Source organism: Candidatus Bathyarchaeota archaeon A05DMB-5, assembly GCA_019685655.1.
GTDB lineage: Archaea > Thermoproteota > Bathyarchaeia > Bathyarchaeales > Bathycorpusculaceae > DSLH01.
The window spans coordinates 124814-142688 of the sequence record JABFQP010000001.1; the positions used below are offsets into that span (position 1 = coordinate 124814).

The following is a 17875-nucleotide window of genomic DNA, read 5'->3' on the forward strand; positions in this document are numbered from 1 at the left end:
ATTTCATAATCCATTGTAGAGGTTCAGAACCTTAATTGAGCTTTCCAGAGAGAATCTACACCAAAGAAGAAGTTAAAAAAGCCAAAGAACTCGTTGACAAGGGACATAAACACTGCTTAACAGTCAAAGGAAGTCAGCAATTCAAACAAAAAGTCGCACAAGCACTCGAACTTATCAAAACTGCTGGTTACTATGATTTTTTCAGAACTTACATTAACAAGATAACAGAGATTGACGGTTTAACACAGTTACGCGAGTCAGAGGCTGCAATTTGGGCAAATAAGTATGCAGTCGAAAACACAGTAGACGCTGCCAGTCTTTTCATACAGAAAGCTAATCACATGAAAGAGTATCTTGAGGGCAAACTATACTATGGAGGAACCGCAGAAAAGCGCTCTGTTGAAAAACGCATTAAATTTCTCAAAGTTTTGAAACAAAAAACACAGAAAAACGAGATAAAAGAAGAATGCGAGAGACTCCTAAAATTCTGGAGCGAAAGCTCTCTAGTTTACTAGAAGCTCAACTCTGATTTTTGTTCCACTTTTTACTTGTTCAAAAATTTCCAAGTTTTTAATGACTTTTCCCAACACATTTACTGGACTATAAGGTTGCGAAGTTCCAAAAAATATGCATACGGCGCTTCCCATAGGCCAGAATGCTATTGTTCCCTTTTCCACTGTACCTTTGGCTTTTTCTTCTCCCATTTTGATTGGTGTTTCGAAGTACACTTCTTCTTTCCATAAGGCTGCTCTGCCTTCTATTGGAAGTTTCCTTACTATCATGTCTACTGTTCTTGGCGCTAGAAAACGTACGAGTTCACCCTCTGCCTCTCCAAGTTCTTCAATTACGAACTTTATTTTTACGCGTGAAATTTCTGCTGTTTCACCGCTCATTTTTTACCAGTCCTTTGAATGAACTCTGTCAAAATTTGTTCTAGCGAAATTGGTCCAAGAACCTTAAGTTCGTATTTCACTCTTACGGTCGGCTTGTTTATAGTCATTACTCTTCTTAAATCAATCGGCGTGCCAATCACGACCACATCGCATGGAGTTTTGTCAATTGTTTCTTTGAGTTCTGCTATTTGCTTTCCACCGTAACCCAACGCTGGAAGAATTGCTCCTAAATGCGCATATTTCTTGTAGGCTTCTTTTATTGAACCCACCGCGTATGGTTTCGGGTCAACGAGTTCGGCTGCTCCAAGTTTCTGCGCTATGATTGCGGCTGCTCCATAAGGCATGTTGCCATGAGTCAACGTCGGACCATCTTCCACCGCCAAAGCCTTTTTTCCTTTGATTAACTCAGGCTTGTCGGCTGTTATAGGCGAAGCCGCATCTAAAATGACAGCTCGCGGATTAACCATTTTGATGTTTTCCTTAACCTTCCTAACATTTTCCGGGTTCGCCGTGTCCACCTTGTTTATTATCACGACGTTCGCCATTCGCAGGTTAGTCTCGCCTGGGTGATAAGTAAGTTCGTGTCCTGCTCTGTGCGGGTCAGCCACGACTATGTGCAAGTCTGGTTTGTAGAAGGGTAGGTCGTTGTTGCCGCCGTCCCAAACTATGACGTCTGCTTCTTGTTCCGCCTCGTGTAGTATTTTTTCGTAGTCAACCCCAGCGTAAACGATTATGCCATTGTCTATATGCGGCTCATATTCTTCTCTTTCCTCAATTGTGCATTCATGTTTATCCAAATCTTCGTAGGAAGCGAAACGTTGGCAAACTTGTTTTCTCAAATCGCCATAGGGCATTGGATGTCTGATTGCCACAACTCTTAAGCCCATATTCTTCAAAATCTTTGCAGCTTGCCGTGAAGTTTGGCTTTTTCCAGAGCCTGTTCTCACAGCGCCCACGGAAACCACGGGAACTTTGGACTTTACCATTGTAGTTTTAGGTCCCATCAGTCGGAAGTCTGCGCCGCTCGCCAGCGCAATCGACGCTTTGTGCATGACATACTCGTGTGACACATCACTGTAAGCAAAAACAACTTGGTCAACATCATATTTCCTCACTAGCTCGGGAAGCTTCTCTTCTGGGTAAATGGGTATTCCGTTAGGATAGTTTGGTCCGGCAAGCTCTGCAGGGTATATTCTGCCTTCTATGCCTGGAATCTGCGTGGCTGTGAAAGCCACAACTTCGTAGGCGCTGTTGTTTCTGAAGTAGACGTTGAAGTTGTGGAAGTCTCTGCCAGCCGCGCCCATTATAATAACTTTGATTTTTTGCATATACTATTCCTCGTAAAACCCCAGATGGAGGGGGTTCACTACTATCTTATCATTCCATATAAACCTTAACTTGGCAAACTAGCCTAATAGATGTAGAACTGTGGTTGCTATGAAGTCAATTTGCTCTTTTGTGACGCCCGGGTGAACTGGTAATGAGAACACTTGGTTTGCGGCTTTTTCTGTTTCTGGAAGTCGGTATTTTCCGAGCCTGCGATAGTAAGGCATGAGGTGTATTGGGTTCATGTAACAAACTATTGCACCTATTCCTTTTTGCTTCAGCTCTTCAACAATCTTGTCTCTCTGTTTTCGTTTCGCGTTTTTCATTCTTACAGTGTAAAGATACCAGCTGTGCTTGTACCCTTCTGGCTCTTTCGGCAACTGTAACTTCTTTGATTTTTTCAGTTTTTCCGTTAGTCGCCGTGCGTTCTCTCTTCTCTGCGCCACAAACTTCGGCAGTTTCTTGAGTTGAACGCAGCCTATGGCAGCTTCTATTTCTGGCATGTGATAATTGTGCCCAAGCATGAGCGATTGATACTTTTCTTTTTCTCCATGACTCCGCATATACCGTAACGTTTCTGCAATCTCGTCATTGTTAGTAGTCACCATACCGCCTTCTCCGGTTGTCATGTTCTTGCTTGCGTAGAAACTCCAACATGCAGCGTCAGCGAAGGCGCCTGGCGGTTTTCCCTTGTAGCTTGCGCCGTGGGCTTGGGCTGCGTCTTCAATAATCTTTAACCCGTGCTTGTCTGCAATTTCTCTTATTGGTTTCATGTTGGCTGGCAAACCGTAGAGGTCCACGGGCATTATTGCCTTTGTATTTTTTGTTATGGCTTTTTCAATTTTCTCTGGAGAAATATTGTAGGTTTCTGGGTCAATGTCGACGAAAACTGGTTTTGCTCCGGTGATTACTATGGCTTCTGCGGTGGCGACAAAGGTGAAGCTGGGCAGAATAACTTCGTCCCCACGTTTTATGCCTACTGCGGCGAGTGTTGAATGCAAAGCGCCTGTGCCTGTGTTCATGGCTATTGCGTGTTTTGCTTTCATGAAGGCGGCAAAGTTTTTTTCAAATTGTGTGACCATTGGACCCGCGCCGAGCCCATGCGTTAGTATGCCGCTTTTTAGAACTTTTACGACGGCTTTAATTTCTTCTTCTCCGATTTGTGGAGCATTGATTGGAATCATAAAGTTCGCCTTTTAAATAGTAAGTGTTCTATTCTAATAACTTCTGCGTTTTATTCGGAAATCGAACAAAAAATAAGGGTTTTAAAAAGTTTGGAAATTGCCGTTTAGGTTTTTGACTCTGTTTAGGAATTCAGCCATTTCTTTTTCTACTTCTTCTTTTCGTTTTGTTAGAAACTCTAGCTCTTCCGCTATTTCTTTTAGCCATTCTTTAATGGCGAAATTGCATTCTTGCCAGGTCATTTTCGCAAGATATTCAGAAACATCTTTAGCGGCTTTTTTTCCTAATTGGTCGAGTGGATAGTTGATTTGCTGGAATTTTGAGAAAGGAAAAAAGTGTCTAGTTGACCGCGGTTTCATTAGGCGCCCGGTGAGTCCTGCTGAAATGACTTCTTCAATAGGGATTTGTCCGTCTGAATTGCATATATAACGGTGAATGCGTCTTTTTCCAACGCGGATTTCTGGATTGTTACAAGCGTCAACAAGTATTACTGGTATGCGCGTGTAGCCTAAGCTTTTAAGCGCAAGCCATCGATGCATCCCATCCAGAATAACATGCGTCTTTTCGTCAGCGATTATTGGATATTTCAGTACACCGTCTTTTAGAATTTCTTGTTTAAGCAATTCCAGATAGATTGGCGAACCTTTCTCGTGAGGTTTCAACTCGTCAATGGGCAATAAAGCAATTTTCAAATTTGATTTTTCTGTTAAGACGGCGTGTGTCACTTGCTTTTCCGTCCTTGCGATAGTTGAATTTGCGGCACTTCAATTTTTTCTGGTTCATAATCTACGAGTTTTCCAGCGAGGAATTGTTCATACGCTGAAAGGTCCAGTAAGCCGTGTCCGCTGTAGTTCATTGCGATGATTTTCTTTTCGCCTGTTTGCTTGCATTTTAAGGCTTCGTCCACCACATATTTTAGGCTGTGAGCGGTTTCTGGAGCTATAATTAAGCCTTCTGTTTGGGCTAGTAGTTTGGCAGCTTGGAAAATCTCTGTTTGATTGTAGGCGTAGGAGCGCATATACCCCTTATGGATTAGGTAGGATATTGACGGCGCCATTCCATGATATCTTAAACCGCCAGCATGAATAGGTGGACAAGCATAACTGTGTCCTAAAGTTAACATCTTAAGGAGCGGCGTCATTTCTGCTGTGTCGCCGAAATCGTATGTGTATGTGCCTTTGGTTGTGTGTGGAACCGCCTTTGATTCACATGCAACGAATTCCGTGTTTGTTTTGCCTTTAAGTCTGTCCATCATGAATGGAAAGCAGAAACCTGCGAAGTTGGAGCCGCCGCCTATGCAACCGCAAACCACATCTGGGTATACGCCTATTTGTTCGAATTGTTTTTTGGCTTCTAATCCTATTATGGTTTGGTGCATGAGAACGTGATTCAGCACTGAACCCAGCGAATAGCGTGTGTCGTCGTGAGTGACTGTGTCTTCGATTGCTTCGCTGATGGCTATGCCAAGCGTTCCGGGATGGTTTGGGTTTTCTTGGAGGAGTTTTTTACCGAAGTTTGTTTGGTCGCTTGGTGATGGAAACATTTCTGCTCCATAAAGTTGCGCGATTATTCTTCGTCCTGGTTTTTGCTGATAACTTGCGCGTACCATGTATATGCGGCACTGTAAATCGAAAATTATACAAGACAAAGCCAAAGCGGTGCCCCATTGTCCGGCGCCGGTTTCGGTTACTAAGCGTTTGATTCCTTGTTTTTTGTTGTAGTATGCCTGCGCAAGGGCGGTGTTGGTTTTGTGGCTGCCTGTGGGGCTGAAGTTTTCGCATTTGAAGTATATTTGTGCTGGAGTTTTCAAGTAGTTTTCAAGTCTTTTGGCTCTGTATAGGGGTGTTGGGCGTGGTAGTCTAAGGTATGCTTCGAGCACTTCTTCCGGTATTTTTATGTGGCGTTCTGTTGAGACTTCTTGGAGTATTAGTTCTTTTGCGAATATTCTTTCGAGCAGTTGTGGGCTTATGGGTTTCATTGTTGTTGGGTCTAGTGGTGGAGACAAGGGTTCGGGGAGGTCGGCTTGTATGTTGTACCATGATGTTGGGATTTCGTCGGGGTTTAGTTGAGTGAAATGTTCGTTTTTTTGTGTCATTTATTTTTCACCTATGAACATTTTAGTACGTTTATGCACATTAGTAAACATTTGATTACACGAACATATTTATACTTTATTCCGCAAAAATGTACATGAAGGCACCGCAAAATGTGGAACAACATCAAAAAATACCTAGAAGACTACCCAGAACGACTAAAAGTAGCACGCGTCTTGGTAGAGAACGGATTAAGTGTAAAAAACGGAAAAATCTATCTAAACGAAATCCAAATTCCGCCAGTGCGTATAGCACGCGTCGCGGGAGTAGACAGGCGCACAGTAACCGAAACACTGAACGCCATAAACGCAAACCGCGAACTTCGACTAATATTTGAAGGCTTAAGGTCTGCGGGACATTCACTGAAGGAAATTGCTAAACACCTAAACCTTGGAGTTGTCGAAATAACACCTGTCGACGCGCGAATACCGGGCATACTTGCAAATTCAGCCATGACTCTAGCAAAAAGCGGATTAAGCATTAGACAAGCAATTGTAGATGACCCGGAACTGTCGCCTGAACCAAAACTGACTCTAATTGCTGAAAGGAAAATTCCAGGAGAGCTAATTCCAGAACTTTTAAAGATACACGGTATTGCTAAGGTATCTGTATATTAACATTCAAACTTTGTCTTTTATACCGCTAGGAATAATAAAGAGCTGAAGATTCGATAAAATAATCTACCGGTGTACGAATATGCCTAAGATAGGCGTTTATGTATGCCACTGCGGTTTAAACATTGCCGGCGTTGTTGATGTAGCGAAGGTTGTTGAATACGCTAAAAGCTTACCGGATGTTGTAGTTGCAAAAAATTATACTTACATGTGCTCTCAACCTGGACAACGCATGATTCAAGAGGATATCAAGACTCAAGGTCTTAATAGAATTGTTATTGCTACTTGTTCACCGAGGATGCATGAGGAAACCTTTCGGAGAGCAGTTGCAGAAGCAAGATTGAATCCCTACTTGCTTGAAATTGTCAATTTGCGCGAGCACGTTTCTTGGGCCCATAGCGACGAACCAGAGAAAGCAACTGAAAAAGCCAAAGACCTCGTGCGGATGGGTGTGGCACGCGCAAGGCTTTTGGAGCCTTTGGAAAAAATGAAAGTTAGTGTTGAAAAGAGTGTTTTGGTGGTGGGCGGTGGCATCGCGGGTATTCAATCAGCGCTTGACATGGCTGATGCTGGCTTGAGGGTTTATCTTGTGGAGAAAACTCCGAGTATTGGCGGTCGCATGGCGCAGTTGGATAAGACTTTCCCAACTCTTGATTGTAGCGCGTGTATTTTGACGCCTAAGATGGTTGATGTTGCTAAGCATCCAAATATAGTGTTGTTGACGAATTCCGAGGTCACGTTTGTTAAAGGTTTTGTTGGCAATTATGAAGTTATAATTGTCAAGAAGCCTCGTTATGTCGATGAGAAAGCATGTGTGGGTTGTGAACTTTGCACAAAAGTTTGCCCTGTTAAAATTCCTGATGAATTCAACGAAGGCTTAAGTGAAACTCGAGCAATTCAAATCTATTCGCCTTATGCTGTACCGAAAGTTGCCATTATCAACCCGAAGCATTGCTTGCGATTGCGATTTGATAAGGATGTTTGCGGAAAATGTGTACAAGTGTGCGAAGCTAAAGCCATAAAGTTTGATCAGCAATCGGAAACTATACAGCTTAAAGTAGGCGGCATAGTAATAGCAGTTGGCTCTGAAGTTTTTGATGCTTCTGAAATGGCTGAGTTAGGTTATGGACGCTGTAAAAACGTAATATCAAACATTGAATTTGAGAGGCTTGTCAACGCGTCTGGACCAACTGGAGGAAAGATTGTTTGCCCAAGTGATGGTAAAACGCCTAAAACTGTAGTCTTTGTTCAGTGTGTTGGTTCTCGTGACAAACGTTTTCATGAATATTGTTGCCGGGTAGGATGCATGGCGACCCTTAAGCAGGCGATTTTGACGCGAGAACATTTGGGCAGGGATGTTAACATTTACGTTTGTTTTAATGACATGCGGGCTTTCGGTAAGGGATATGACGAATTTTATAGGCGAGCGAGAGATTTGGACATTAACTTTGTTGCTGGTTTGCCGTCAGACATACGATATGATTCGAATGGTGCATTGCACTTTGATGTTTATGATAAGGGAACGAATAAACTCTTGGAACTACGTCCAGATTTGGTTGTTCTGGCTAATGGACTTGTTCCAAACAAAGACCTTGAAAAAATAGGCGAACTATTCCATGTCTCACGCAGCGCTGACGGTTTCTTGTTGGAAGCGCACCCAAAACTGCGTCCTTTGGAAAGCGCTGTTAGCGGAATATTCTTGGCAGGTGCATGTCAAGGCCCAAAAGATATTCCGGACACAGTAGCACAAGCAAGTGGTGTGGCAGCGAAAGTTATTGATTTGCTGGCCAGTGGGGAGATTGAGCTTGAACCATTGAAGGCTGTTGTTGACGAGGACATGTGTAGTGGCTGCCGCATTTGCGAATCGGTTTGCCCATTTCTTGCAGTTGAAATTAAAACTGAAAAGGTAGGTGACAAAGAAAAACTTAAGGCTGAAGTTGTTGAAGCTATGTGCCAAGGTTGCGGCTTGTGCGTAGCCGCTTGTCCAACAAGTGCCATTAAAATGAGACATTACACGGATGAGCAAGTTTTGGCGCAGATTCAAGCGGCTTGTGCTGAAAAGAAAGCGAAAGAAGGAGGCGATTAAGTTGAGCTTGACTGATTTGATGTCTATGGCTAAGCCGAATTTAGAGTCACGAGAAAAAATTCTTCACAAGCTTAGTGGACGAGAGCTTGTCAACTGTTTCCAATGCATAAAATGTACGAGTGGCTGCACGGCACTGAAGCTTTTAGAGTTGAAGCCTCACGAGATAATTAAGCTTTTCAATTTGGGTTTTGTTGATGAGTTAGCATCTTCTGACATCATTTGGACTTGCGCCACTTGCTTGAAATGTTTGCAGCGGTGCCCGCAGAGAGCTTCGCCTTATCATGTGATTATGGCTTTGCGTAATTTAGCAGTCGAGCGTGAAGCTAAAGTGCCAGAGGGTTATTTGAAGGCTGTCTCGCGGATTCTTGAGACCGGGTTGGCTGAGGGTGTTCAAGATGTGGTTTCGCGGAAAATGGAAGTTTTTAATCGTGAAAATCTGAAGCTGCCCAAAATAGCGTATCCTAAGGAAAGTTTTCAAGCAGCGTTTATGAAAGCGATGGAGGAGCGATAAAGTTGAAAGTCGTCGTTTTTTGGGGCTGCAGAATACTAACAAGCCAGTTTGCCTATGAAATGTCTGTTCGAGAGACATTTCCTAAGCTTGATGTGGAACTTGTGGATTTAAGCGAAACTAATTGTTGTGGAGACCCAGTTAAGAGCATGAATGATTTTGCAGCCAATTATTTAGCAGCACGGATTTTAGCCTTGGCAAATAACACCGGCTTGGAACATTTACTTGTTCCATGTAATCGCTGCCACTTTGTCATTTCAGAAGCAAAAAATATCATGGCAAAAAATGATGACGTTAGTAAAAAAGTTGGCGAACTTTTGAAGGAAGAAGGCTTAATTTACAATCCTGACATTAAGATTTGGCACACAATTGATTTTCTTCATGATTTGATTGGTTTGAAAAGCATTAAGAAAGCCGTAAGGAAACCGCTTAAGGATTTGAAGTTGGCGACGCATGTAGGTTGCCAAATTATTCGTTACAGTGAGTTGGGAAGAGTGGATGATGCAGAGAATCCGCAAAAACTTGATGAACTAGTAAATGAATTAGGAGCAAAATCCATAGACTATGCAGAGAAACTGGATTGTTGTGGCGCTAATTTGATGCACAGCCATGTTGATTCTGCACTTTCACTGGCGGGCACCAAACTTGCTTCAGTTCAAAGTTATGATGTGGATGGATTAGTTGTTTCTTGCCCCGATTGTGGTTTGATGTTTGATTTTAAACAGAAGGATGCTGCAACTACGGCTGGTGTAAAGCTTGAATTGCCAGTGGTTTATTATACGCAACTACTTGGACTAGCGCTGGGCGTTGAGCAAGAAAAAATTGGTTTGCACCTTAACCAAAGCCCAATAGATAAACTTCTTTCGAAAGTTTCGGCTTAATCCGCTAACAACTTTTATATCACTTGATTCCAGAGTTTATGCTTAAAAAGGTGAAACATATGGTAGATTTTAGCTTTACAGAAGAGCAAAACCTTTTCCGCAGTGCTCTACGTGAATGGTGCCAGAAGAATCTGCCCCTTGAGAAAATTCGTGAAATGGACACTAAAGGCGAAATTCCTAAGGAAATTTTGAAGAGTATGGCTGATATGGGCTTGCTTATTATGACTGCTCCACAGGAACATGGCGGCACCGGCGCCGACTGGGTTACTGCTTGTATAGCTGCTGAGGAACTTGGTTACGCTGACGTAAGCATTGCATTACCGGTTCTTTGGCTTGTTGAGTCTTCATGGGGCTTTGTTGTTGACCGCTACTGCACAGAGGAAGTGCGAGAGGCTGTTATTCGCAAAGCCTTTAGAGGCGACGCATTCATTGGCATTGCTTCCACGGAAAGCGGCGGAGGCTCGGATGTTGCTGCTTTCAAATCAACAGCTCGAAGAGAAGGCGACGTTTGGGTTCTTAATGGCGAGAAAATGTACATCAGTGGTACGGAAGAAGCCAAGAAGCTCGGAGGCGGATACTTTGTTATTGCGCGTACTTCTCCTGCACCGCCAGATGCTATGCACCGAGGAATGACGGGTTTCTATCTGCCTATGGATGCACCGGGTGTTGAGATTAACAAGCGTTTCGAGGACATGGGGCGGATGGCGATTTCCACAGGCGGTTTCATGATGAAGGATGTGCGGATACCTGACTCGTACCGAATCGGCGAGGTTGACAAAGGTTTCTATTTGACCATGGAAGGTTTCGATAACGCACGAATTTTAATCGCTGCCGTTTGTGTTGGTGCGGCCCAGCGAGCACTAGAAATTGGCATAGATTACATCAAAGAGCGACGAGCATTCGGTAGACCAATTGGCAAATTTGAAGGAATACAATTCGAACTGGCAGATGATTGGGCTCAACTTGAAGCTTTAAGGTCACTGGTTTATCGCACAGCATGGATGAACGATAAAAAATACACGGAAGGCACATTTTCACCTTTAGAGGTCAGCCGCATGATTGCTGCTTGCAAGCTTATCGCGCCACATTTCGCGTTTGATGTGTATAAGCATGTGATGATTTGGTTGGGCGCTTATGGCTACACAAAAGAATGCCCGTTAGAGATGGGACTACGTGGAATAATGAGCTATTGCGTAGGAGCTGAAGGCGCAAGCAACATTCAAAGAATAGTCATAGCAAGAGAACTGTTAGGAAAAGAATACATACCATACAAATAGGCACTAACTTCTTTATGCCGATTTTTTCTTTTAACATCTAAATAATCAACCAAAAGTTCAACGTATTTATAAGGGGGGGCTATACCTTTTCTGAGCACCTATTGCAGTTGTTTCTTTAAGGCTTCTTTCAATGCAGGCAATATCTCATACAAGTTGCCAACTACACCGTAATCCGCCACTTCAAAAATCGGCGCATTTTCATCCTTATTAACCGCCACAATAACCTTCGCATCCCTAATCCCAGCAACATGCTGAATCACACCAGAAATCCCACATGCAATGTATAATTTCGGCTTAACCTTATGCCCAGACAAACCAACCCACTCCGTAAACCATTTCCTGTCCTCAGCCAAAGGACGCGTGTTCCCCACAACTCCACCCAAAACATTCGCCAACTCTTCCAACAACACCTTATCCTCCTTCTTCTCCAAACCACGCCCACAACTCACAATCACATCCGCATCCTCAAGCCTAACACTACTCATTTCCAAAGGCTTAACATCAACCACCTCAACCTTTGACCCTTCGACTTTTACATCCAACCTAACCAGTTGACCATCCCGCTCTTTCGGCTCTGGCTTCTCAAACACCCGCGAAGGAACCGTAACAATACATGGCTTAACTTTAAATGCAATTCTTGCAATAGCATTCCCGCCATAGGTTATCCTTTCACCAATCAACCTCCCTTGCTCATCCAAATTCAAACCATTACAATCAGGAGCAACACCAACATCAAGCCGAGTTGCCAACCTCGCAGCAAGCGCCTTCCCATTCCGCGTCGAACCCACCATAACAATCTCAGGCTTGTAACTAACAACCAAGTTATGCAAAACACTAAGATACGACTCTAAACCAAAACGTTCCAACATTTGATTGTCTACAAGATAAACCTTGTCCGCTCCATGCCTTATCAACTCATCAGCTCTGCCTTGCACATTAAAACCAACAAGAACCGCTGCTACCTCTGACTGACGCTTATCTGCAATCTCACGTGCTTTCCTAAGCATCTCCAACATCAAATCTTGCATCTCAGAGAAAACCCAAACACCTTTAAACTCACTCATGCCCATTTCACCTTCTCCCAACAATACCTTCTTGAATCAGCGCCTTCGCAAGCTTCTCCGCAATTTCTTGCACACTCTCACCCGTAATCTTAATTTTCTTACGCTCTGTTTTAGGCGCCAAAACTTCAACAACATCAATCTTCGCAGTAAATTTCTCTGCTTGCAAGCCTAAATCTGCAACCACCCACGAGACAATCTCTTTTTTAGACGCTTTCATAATCATCATCAACGAAGGAATTCGTGGCTGATTAATTTCACGCGTGACGGAAACAACCGCCGGCAACTTCACCTTAACAGTTTCAACCGCATTCTCAAGCATTCTTTCAGCAACAACTACCTCACCCTCAACAGACAATTTCCTCACATAACCTACCTGCGGCAAACCAAGCAACTCTGCCAGCCGCGCACCTACAAGCCCAGAAAAACTATCCAAACTAGTTTCTCCACACAGAATTAAATCAAACCCGCCAATCTTCTTTATGGCACCAGCCAAAACATAAGCAGTACCAAATGTGTCAATATTCTTAAAACTTACATCATTAACAACATACGCCTTATCTGCACCCATTGCAAGTGCTTCCCGCAAAATAGCCTTCACATCTTCTGCAGTTACAGTCACAGTGAAAATTTCAACACTACCGCCAAACTTCTCCTTAATCCGTATAGCTTCCTCCAAAGCATTCTTATCAAAATCACTCATTTTCTTAGGTGCCCCCGCAACCAACAACTGCCTAGTTGCAGGGTCAACCTTCAACTGTGAAACGTCAACTGCTTGTTTTAAGCAAACAATTATCCTCTTCAACTTAACCCTATCCCCCAACTTTTACTTGGGAAAATACATGCTTAACACGATAAATATTAAAAGTTTCGCCGTACAATGCGGTTTTTAAAGTTAAATACGCGTCTTTTTCTTCAATAAAGCAAAGAGAGAACCCGCATGGAATACGAAGTGAAATGTTCAACATGCAATTGGTCCTCACCCAACATATTCAACAACAAATGTCCAAACTGCAGCCAACCACTAAACATTCAGCTCAAACTAAAATTTGAAACTAAAAAAATACATGAAGAAAACCGAAGTCTATGGCGATACACGGAATTCTTTCCCTACATAAAAAAGGAAGACATTATAACTTTAGGCGAAGGATGGACACCACTAACCAAACTGTCAGACAATGTCCATGTAAAAATGGAAAGTCTAAACCCAACAGGCTCATTCAAAGACAGAGGTTCCACAGTGCTAATTTCTGCACTACATAAACAGATAAAGAAAAGGAAAGGCTACATAGCCGAAGATTCCTCAGGCAACGCAGGCGCATCCATAGCAGCATACGCAACACGTGCAAACTTAAAAGCAAAAATCTATGTCCCAGAAAACGTTGCTGGACCAAAATTCAACCAAATCCAATTCTACAACGCGGAAGTCACCAAAGTAAAAGGAAACAGAAACAAAGTAGCTGAAGAAGCCCAAAAACCTAAGAAGGGAAAATTCTATGTTGGACATATACTGCATCCCTTGTTTAGGGATGGCATAAGAAGTCTCGCCTACGAAATAGCTGAACAGTTAGATTGGCAAGCTCCAGAACGCGTTTATCTGCCAGTTTCCGCCGGAACATTACTTTTAGGTGTCATAAACGGGTTCAAACATTTAGAAGAATCCAACATAATAGAGAAAACACCAAAAATAATCGCTTGCCAAACCCAGCAAGTTTCACCGCTATATCACCACTTTAAGGATTTACGGTATACTCCACCAGAAAAAGTAACATCAATCGCAGATGCATTAGTAAGCACAAACCCTCCACTACTAGAACTTATGATAAAAAGTTTAAAAGAGACAAACAGCGACGCAATAATAGTCAGTGAAAAGGAAATTTTAGAAGCCTTCAAAGAACTAGCCAAACTGGGCTTCTTTGTAGAACCAAGCTCAGCCGTTGCCTACGCAGCCTACAAAAAACAACTCAACAATAAAGAAACAACAAAAAACGAAAAAACAGTAATAATCCTAACAGGAACCGGACTAAAAACAACACTCAAACCAAACTAACCAGTTCTCCCAAAATGTGTCATCGCAAAATCCAAATTCCCGCTTAAACCTTAGAAAAACTTATATTGTAATGCTGTTACTCATTTGAGACGCACTAAAGGAGGTTTGAATTGATTTGTCATCACCCGCTCAAGCAGGCGGTGTGCCAGTTTTAGTATTAAGAGAAGGCTCAAGCAGAAGTAGAGGAAAAGAAGCACAGCACACAAACATTATGGCCGCAAAAATAGTGGCTGAAACAGTAAAAAGCGCCCTTGGACCGAAAGGAATGGACAAAATGCTTGTGGACAGTTTTGGCGATGTAACAATAACCAGTGATGGACGCACAATCCTTGATGAAATGGACATTCAACACCCAGCAGCAAAAATGATGGTAGAAGTTGCAAAAACCCAAGACAACGAAGCAGGAGATGGCACAACAACCGCCGTGATACTTGCAGGCGAATTGCTTGGCAAGGCAGAAGAACTCATTGGAAAAAATATTCACCCAACAATAATAATTGACGGATACAAGAAAGCCTCTGAAAAAGCATTGGAAGTTTTAGAGAAAATCGCCATACCCGCAGAATCCAACACGCAAGAATACTTGAAAAAAGCCGCAATGACATCGATGGCAAGCAAACTAGTAGCCGAACACAAAGAATACCTCGCTGATTTAGCGGTCAAAGCAATACTTGCAGTTGCAGAAAAAGAAAACGGAAAATACAAAGCAGATGTGGACGACGTTAAAGTGGAAAAGAAACCTGGTGAGTCGCTAAAAGACACCAAACTCATTCAAGGCATCGTCCTAGACAAGGAAGTCGTTCACTCTGGAATGCCGAAACGTGTAGAAAAAGCCAAAATAGCGTTGCTTGATACGCCATTAGAGATTGAAAAAACAGAATTCGACGCCAAAATCAACATCGAAAGCCCAGAACAAATGGAAGCTTTCCTAAAACAAGAAGAAGAAATGCTACGAGACATGGTTGAAAAAATAGCCGCAATAGGCGCAAACGTAGTGCTATGCGAGAAAGGCATAGACGACATGGCACAACACTTCCTAGCCCGAAAAGGAATACTAACAGTAAGACGAATCAAAAAATCAGACATGGAAAAACTCGCAAAAGCCACAGGCGGAAAAATAATCACCAACATGGACGACATGAGCGCAGAAGACCTAGGCTACGCAAACCTCGTCGAAGAACGCAAAATCGGCGACGACAAAATGACTTTCGTAGAAGGATGCAAACACCCACGCGCCGTCACCATACTCATAAGAGGCGGAACAGAACGCATAGTAGACGAAGCCGAACGCTCATTACACGACGCCTTATGCGTAGTCAGAGACGTAGTTGAAGAACCAAAAATAGTAGCTGGAGGTGGCGCACCGGAACTTGAAGTTTCACGCATGCTTAAGAAATACGCTGAAACTCTGCCAGGAAGAGAACAACTCGCCGTAAAAAGCTTCGCAGAAGCACTGGAAGCCATCCCAATAACGCTGACAGAAAACGCGGGATTAGACCCAATCGACATACTTTCTGAGCTGAGAGCAAAACACGAAAAAGGCGAAAAATGGAACGGAATCGAAGTTCACTCAGGAAAAGTCCAAGACATGACCGAGGCTGGAGTTTTTGAACCACTATCCGTCAAAAAACAAATAATCAAATCAGCCACAGAAGCAGCCTCAATGATACTAAAAATCGACGACGTCATCGCCGCAGGAAAAATGAAAACCCCACCAACACCACCCGGTGGTGGACCTCCCGGCGCTGGATACCCAGGTGCTGGAGAGTATTAGAAAACGTCAAGAAAAGAGAAGAAAATTTTGATAGGTCCTCCAAAGCTTACGCGTTTCGAGAAAGCACGGATAGTTGGAGCTAGGGCTCTGCAAATATCAATGGGCGCACCCATACTCATTGACGTATCGGAAGGCTTTTCAAGTCTAATAGACATTGCGTTAAAGGAACTTGAGGCAGGAATTCTGCCTATGACTATTAGACGGACATTGCCTGATGGAACTTATCAAGATATTCCGTTAAAGTGGCTTCTCGAAGAAAAATAAAAATCAATAATCATTACTTTTTCTACTTTGACTTTTTCAAGTTTTTTTTGCCGTATCTAATGTGTTTCTTATTCTTGCCCAGTGTGCGCCTTGCCAGTAGATTTTTTCGCATTTTGGACATTCCCAGAACTCATTGTAGTTGGAGAACGTGTTTTTTTCTATTTTATTGATTACTTTTTCTTTAGGGATTGGTTTTACTCGAGTGTTGCATTTTGGACATCTGGATTTTTCCATGTTTATTTCTAGTTCTATTTTGAATCGTCTTGCGAGAAATGCTAGTCTTTCTGCTTCTGTTGTTCCTTCCAAGTAAAAGGCATCAAGTCCCTTCGCTATGGCTTGTTGATAAAGCTCCAAATCTCTTGTAAGCAGAATCCTCCGTTCTTTTTTGGCTATTGTTATTAGTTTGGCATCATCAAGTTTGTTTGAATATTTTACGTTATGCCCTAACATTCGAAGCCAACGCGTCAACTTTCCAAGCATACCATCAACAATAAATTTCACAGTTTATTCTCTCCTGATGATTTGCCCACTTCCCGGTTTTGCTACGATTTCTTCGTCTTCCATTATTAATTGACCGTTAACAAATGTTTTAACGGGTTTTCCTTCTACTGTCCACTTGTCGAAGGGGGAATATTTTGCTTTTGAATGAAACTTTGACGCGTCAATTCTATACTTTTTATTTAAATCTATAACTGTTAAATCAGCACTATAGCCCTCTTTTAAATAGCCTTTATTTGGTAACTTGAAGACTTCAGCAGGTTTTTCAGCCATCAAACTCACAATGTCAGCTATTGATAGTCTTCCGCGGTTGACTTCAGTAAGCATTAACGGAAGCGTTGTCTCTAATCCTGGTACACCAACCTTAACATCCCAAACGGTTTTCGCTTTTTTCTCCTCTAATGCGTGAGGCGCGTGGTCTGAGGCGATAATGTCAATCCAGCCGTTTTTGATTCCGTCCCAGAGAGCAGTGAGATGATGTTTTTCTCGTATAGGCGGCATCGTTAATGCTAAAGTCCCGATTTGTTTTAGCTCGTCTGAAGAGATAAGTAGGTGATGCGGTGTTGCTTCGCAAGTTATTGGCGTTCCCTTTTTCTTTTCATCAACAATAACCTTCAATCCATCTTCCGTGCTTACGTGACAGAAATGAATGTGTGCCCCAATTTGTTTGGTGATGTTCAATATGCGTTTTACTGCTTTTGCTTCAACACTTTCGGAATGCGCCTTGAGAAACGCATGAATGTCGTTGCAGTTGGCACGTTTAAATTTATGTTCAGCTTCTTTCAAGCTTGACCTGTCTTCTGCATGGACAGCTATTGGAACTTTCATTTCAGCAGCAATTTTAAAAGCCTCCAGAAGAGCGCTATCATCATCAATGTTCAATCCACCGACTTGCTCAGCCATAAAAAGTTTGAAAGCCACAGCGCCCTCAGTAACAATCTTTTCTATCTCACTATTCTTTTTCGGAAATTCAGAATAAAAGCCAACATTAACCAATATTTTCTTTTCAGCCTTTTTCATTCGATTCTTCAAAGCCTCAACACTCATTGTAACGGGGTTGTTGTTAGGCATGTCCAAAACTGTTGCTATTCCGCCAGCTACAGCCGCTGCGGTTCCACTGTAGAAATCTTCTTTGTAGGCTTTTCCTTCGTCTCGAAGATGCACGTGAACATCTATTAGGCCAGGCAAAACAAGAAGATTCTTCAAATCAATTTTTGTTTCTGCCTTGGGCATGTTGGCTTCTTTGCCTATTTTTAAAATTTTTCCCTCGTTTATTGCAAAACTGCAGTCCACTAGTTTTTTGCCTACATAAGCTTTTGCATTGCATAGGACTAGGTCAACGCTCAAGTTGATTACTCTCTTCTCTAA

General features: G+C 42.7%; 18 protein-coding genes. 9 read left to right on the forward strand and 9 right to left on the reverse strand.

Annotated elements, in window-relative coordinates; translation table 11 throughout:
• Window positions 1-35 precede the first annotated feature (35 nt).
• Complete coding sequence (locus HM003_00765; GenBank protein MBX5327874.1) at window positions 36-515, forward strand: hypothetical protein; 480 nt, start codon at window positions 36-38, stop codon at window positions 513-515.
• Here the strand turns inward: HM003_00765 and HM003_00770 are convergent.
• From HM003_00770 to HM003_00790, 5 genes are all read right to left on the reverse strand, one after another.
• Entirely contained in the window at window positions 504-893 is a 390-nt protein-coding gene (locus tag HM003_00770; GenBank protein ID MBX5327875.1) for a hypothetical protein, read from the reverse strand. The two genes, HM003_00765 and HM003_00770, sit on opposite strands and share 12 nt — an antisense overlap.
• Complete coding sequence (locus tag HM003_00775; protein MBX5327876.1) at window positions 890-2221, reverse strand: GTPase; 1332 nt, start codon at window positions 2219-2221, stop codon at window positions 890-892. The genes HM003_00770 and HM003_00775 overlap by 4 nt, the downstream gene beginning before the upstream one ends.
• Before the next feature lie 78 nt (window positions 2222-2299).
• Window positions 2300-3403 carry a DegT/DnrJ/EryC1/StrS aminotransferase family protein gene (locus HM003_00780; protein MBX5327877.1) on the reverse strand — a complete coding sequence of 368 codons (1104 nt, stop codon included), beginning with the start codon at window positions 3401-3403 and terminating at the stop codon, window positions 2300-2302.
• 81 nt (window positions 3404-3484) lie between these two features.
• Window positions 3485-4126: a ParB N-terminal domain-containing protein gene (locus HM003_00785; protein MBX5327878.1), complete on the reverse strand. Its 642-nt coding sequence runs from the start codon at window positions 4124-4126 to the stop codon at window positions 3485-3487.
• Entirely contained in the window at window positions 4123-5496 is a 1374-nt protein-coding gene (locus HM003_00790) for a TrpB-like pyridoxal phosphate-dependent enzyme (protein MBX5327879.1), read from the reverse strand. The genes HM003_00785 and HM003_00790 overlap by 4 nt, the downstream gene beginning before the upstream one ends.
• Before the next feature lie 111 nt (window positions 5497-5607).
• Between HM003_00790 and HM003_00795 the strand changes: the two genes are divergently transcribed.
• The 5 genes from HM003_00795 to HM003_00815 all read left to right on the forward strand — a co-directional run bounded on the left by HM003_00795 (window position 5608) and on the right by HM003_00815 (window position 10860).
• Window positions 5608-6111 carry an amino acid-binding protein gene (locus HM003_00795; GenBank protein ID MBX5327880.1) on the forward strand — a complete coding sequence of 168 codons (504 nt, stop codon included), beginning with the start codon at window positions 5608-5610 and terminating at the stop codon, window positions 6109-6111.
• Window positions 6112-6190: 79 nt separating this feature from the next.
• A complete protein-coding gene (locus tag HM003_00800; GenBank protein ID MBX5327881.1) occupies window positions 6191-8194 on the forward strand; it encodes a CoB--CoM heterodisulfide reductase iron-sulfur subunit A family protein in 2004 nt (667 codons plus the stop codon).
• A complete protein-coding gene (locus tag HM003_00805) occupies window positions 8127-8705 on the forward strand; it encodes a hypothetical protein (GenBank protein MBX5327882.1) in 579 nt (192 codons plus the stop codon). Before HM003_00800 ends, HM003_00805 begins: the two co-directional genes overlap by 68 nt.
• Window positions 8706-8707: 2 nt before the next feature.
• The gene (locus HM003_00810) at window positions 8708-9583 is read left to right on the forward strand and encodes a CoB--CoM heterodisulfide reductase iron-sulfur subunit B family protein (GenBank protein MBX5327883.1); all 876 of its coding nucleotides are present in this window, start codon (window positions 8708-8710) and stop codon (window positions 9581-9583) included.
• A 59-nt stretch (window positions 9584-9642) separates the two neighbouring features.
• Window positions 9643-10860, forward strand: a complete 1218-nt coding sequence (locus HM003_00815; GenBank protein MBX5327884.1) for an acyl-CoA/acyl-ACP dehydrogenase — start codon at window positions 9643-9645, stop codon at window positions 10858-10860.
• A 98-nt stretch (window positions 10861-10958) separates the two neighbouring features.
• Here HM003_00815 and HM003_00820 read toward each other — a convergent pair whose 3' ends face one another.
• A complete protein-coding gene (locus tag HM003_00820) occupies window positions 10959-11924 on the reverse strand; it encodes an electron transfer flavoprotein subunit alpha/FixB family protein (GenBank protein MBX5327885.1) in 966 nt (321 codons plus the stop codon).
• A gap of 7 nt (window positions 11925-11931) precedes the next feature.
• Entirely contained in the window at window positions 11932-12726 is a 795-nt protein-coding gene (locus HM003_00825) for an electron transfer flavoprotein subunit beta/FixA family protein (GenBank protein ID MBX5327886.1), read from the reverse strand.
• A 135-nt stretch (window positions 12727-12861) separates the two neighbouring features.
• Here HM003_00825 and HM003_00830 point away from each other — a divergent pair, with 135 nt between their 5' ends.
• From HM003_00830 to HM003_00840, 3 genes are all read left to right on the forward strand, one after another.
• Window positions 12862-13971 carry a pyridoxal-phosphate dependent enzyme gene (locus HM003_00830; GenBank protein ID MBX5327887.1) on the forward strand — a complete coding sequence of 370 codons (1110 nt, stop codon included), beginning with the start codon at window positions 12862-12864 and terminating at the stop codon, window positions 13969-13971.
• A 115-nt stretch (window positions 13972-14086) separates the two neighbouring features.
• Entirely contained in the window at window positions 14087-15745 is a 1659-nt protein-coding gene (locus tag HM003_00835) for a thermosome subunit (protein ID MBX5327888.1), read from the forward strand.
• 24 nt (window positions 15746-15769) lie between these two features.
• On the forward strand, window positions 15770-16009 hold the full coding sequence (locus tag HM003_00840) for a DNA-directed RNA polymerase subunit K (GenBank protein ID MBX5327889.1): 240 nt from the start codon (window positions 15770-15772) through the stop codon (window positions 16007-16009).
• A 36-nt stretch (window positions 16010-16045) separates the two neighbouring features.
• Here HM003_00840 and HM003_00845 read toward each other — a convergent pair whose 3' ends face one another.
• Window positions 16046-16510, reverse strand: coding sequence for a hypothetical protein (locus tag HM003_00845; protein MBX5327890.1), 465 nt, complete (start codon window positions 16508-16510; stop codon window positions 16046-16048).
• Window positions 16511-16513: 3 nt separating this feature from the next.
• Window positions 16514-17854 (reverse strand): dihydroorotase family protein, encoded by a 1341-nt coding sequence (locus HM003_00850; GenBank protein ID MBX5327891.1) that lies wholly within the window; start codon window positions 17852-17854, stop codon window positions 16514-16516.
• Window positions 17855-17875: the final 21 nt, after the last annotated feature.

Coding starts and splice junctions, on each gene's coding strand:
- HM003_00815 (MBX5327884.1), top strand. CDS start 9,643: ATGGTAGATTTTAGCTTTACAGAAGAGCAAAACCTTTTCCGCAGTGCT.
- HM003_00775 (MBX5327876.1), bottom strand. CDS start 2,221: ATGCAAAAAATCAAAGTTATTATAATGGGCGCGGCTGGCAGAGACTTC.
- HM003_00795 (MBX5327880.1), top strand. CDS start 5,608: ATGTGGAACAACATCAAAAAATACCTAGAAGACTACCCAGAACGACTA.
- HM003_00805 (MBX5327882.1), top strand. CDS start 8,127: ATGAGCAAGTTTTGGCGCAGATTCAAGCGGCTTGTGCTGAAAAGAAAG.
- HM003_00830 (MBX5327887.1), top strand. CDS start 12,862: ATGGAATACGAAGTGAAATGTTCAACATGCAATTGGTCCTCACCCAAC.
- HM003_00780 (MBX5327877.1), bottom strand. CDS start 3,403: ATGATTCCAATCAATGCTCCACAAATCGGAGAAGAAGAAATTAAAGCC.
- HM003_00820 (MBX5327885.1), bottom strand. CDS start 11,924: ATGAGTGAGTTTAAAGGTGTTTGGGTTTTCTCTGAGATGCAAGATTTG.
- HM003_00800 (MBX5327881.1), top strand. CDS start 6,191: ATGCCTAAGATAGGCGTTTATGTATGCCACTGCGGTTTAAACATTGCC.
- HM003_00790 (MBX5327879.1), bottom strand. CDS start 5,496: ATGACACAAAAAAACGAACATTTCACTCAACTAAACCCCGACGAAATC.
- HM003_00770 (MBX5327875.1), bottom strand. CDS start 893: ATGAGCGGTGAAACAGCAGAAATTTCACGCGTAAAAATAAAGTTCGTA.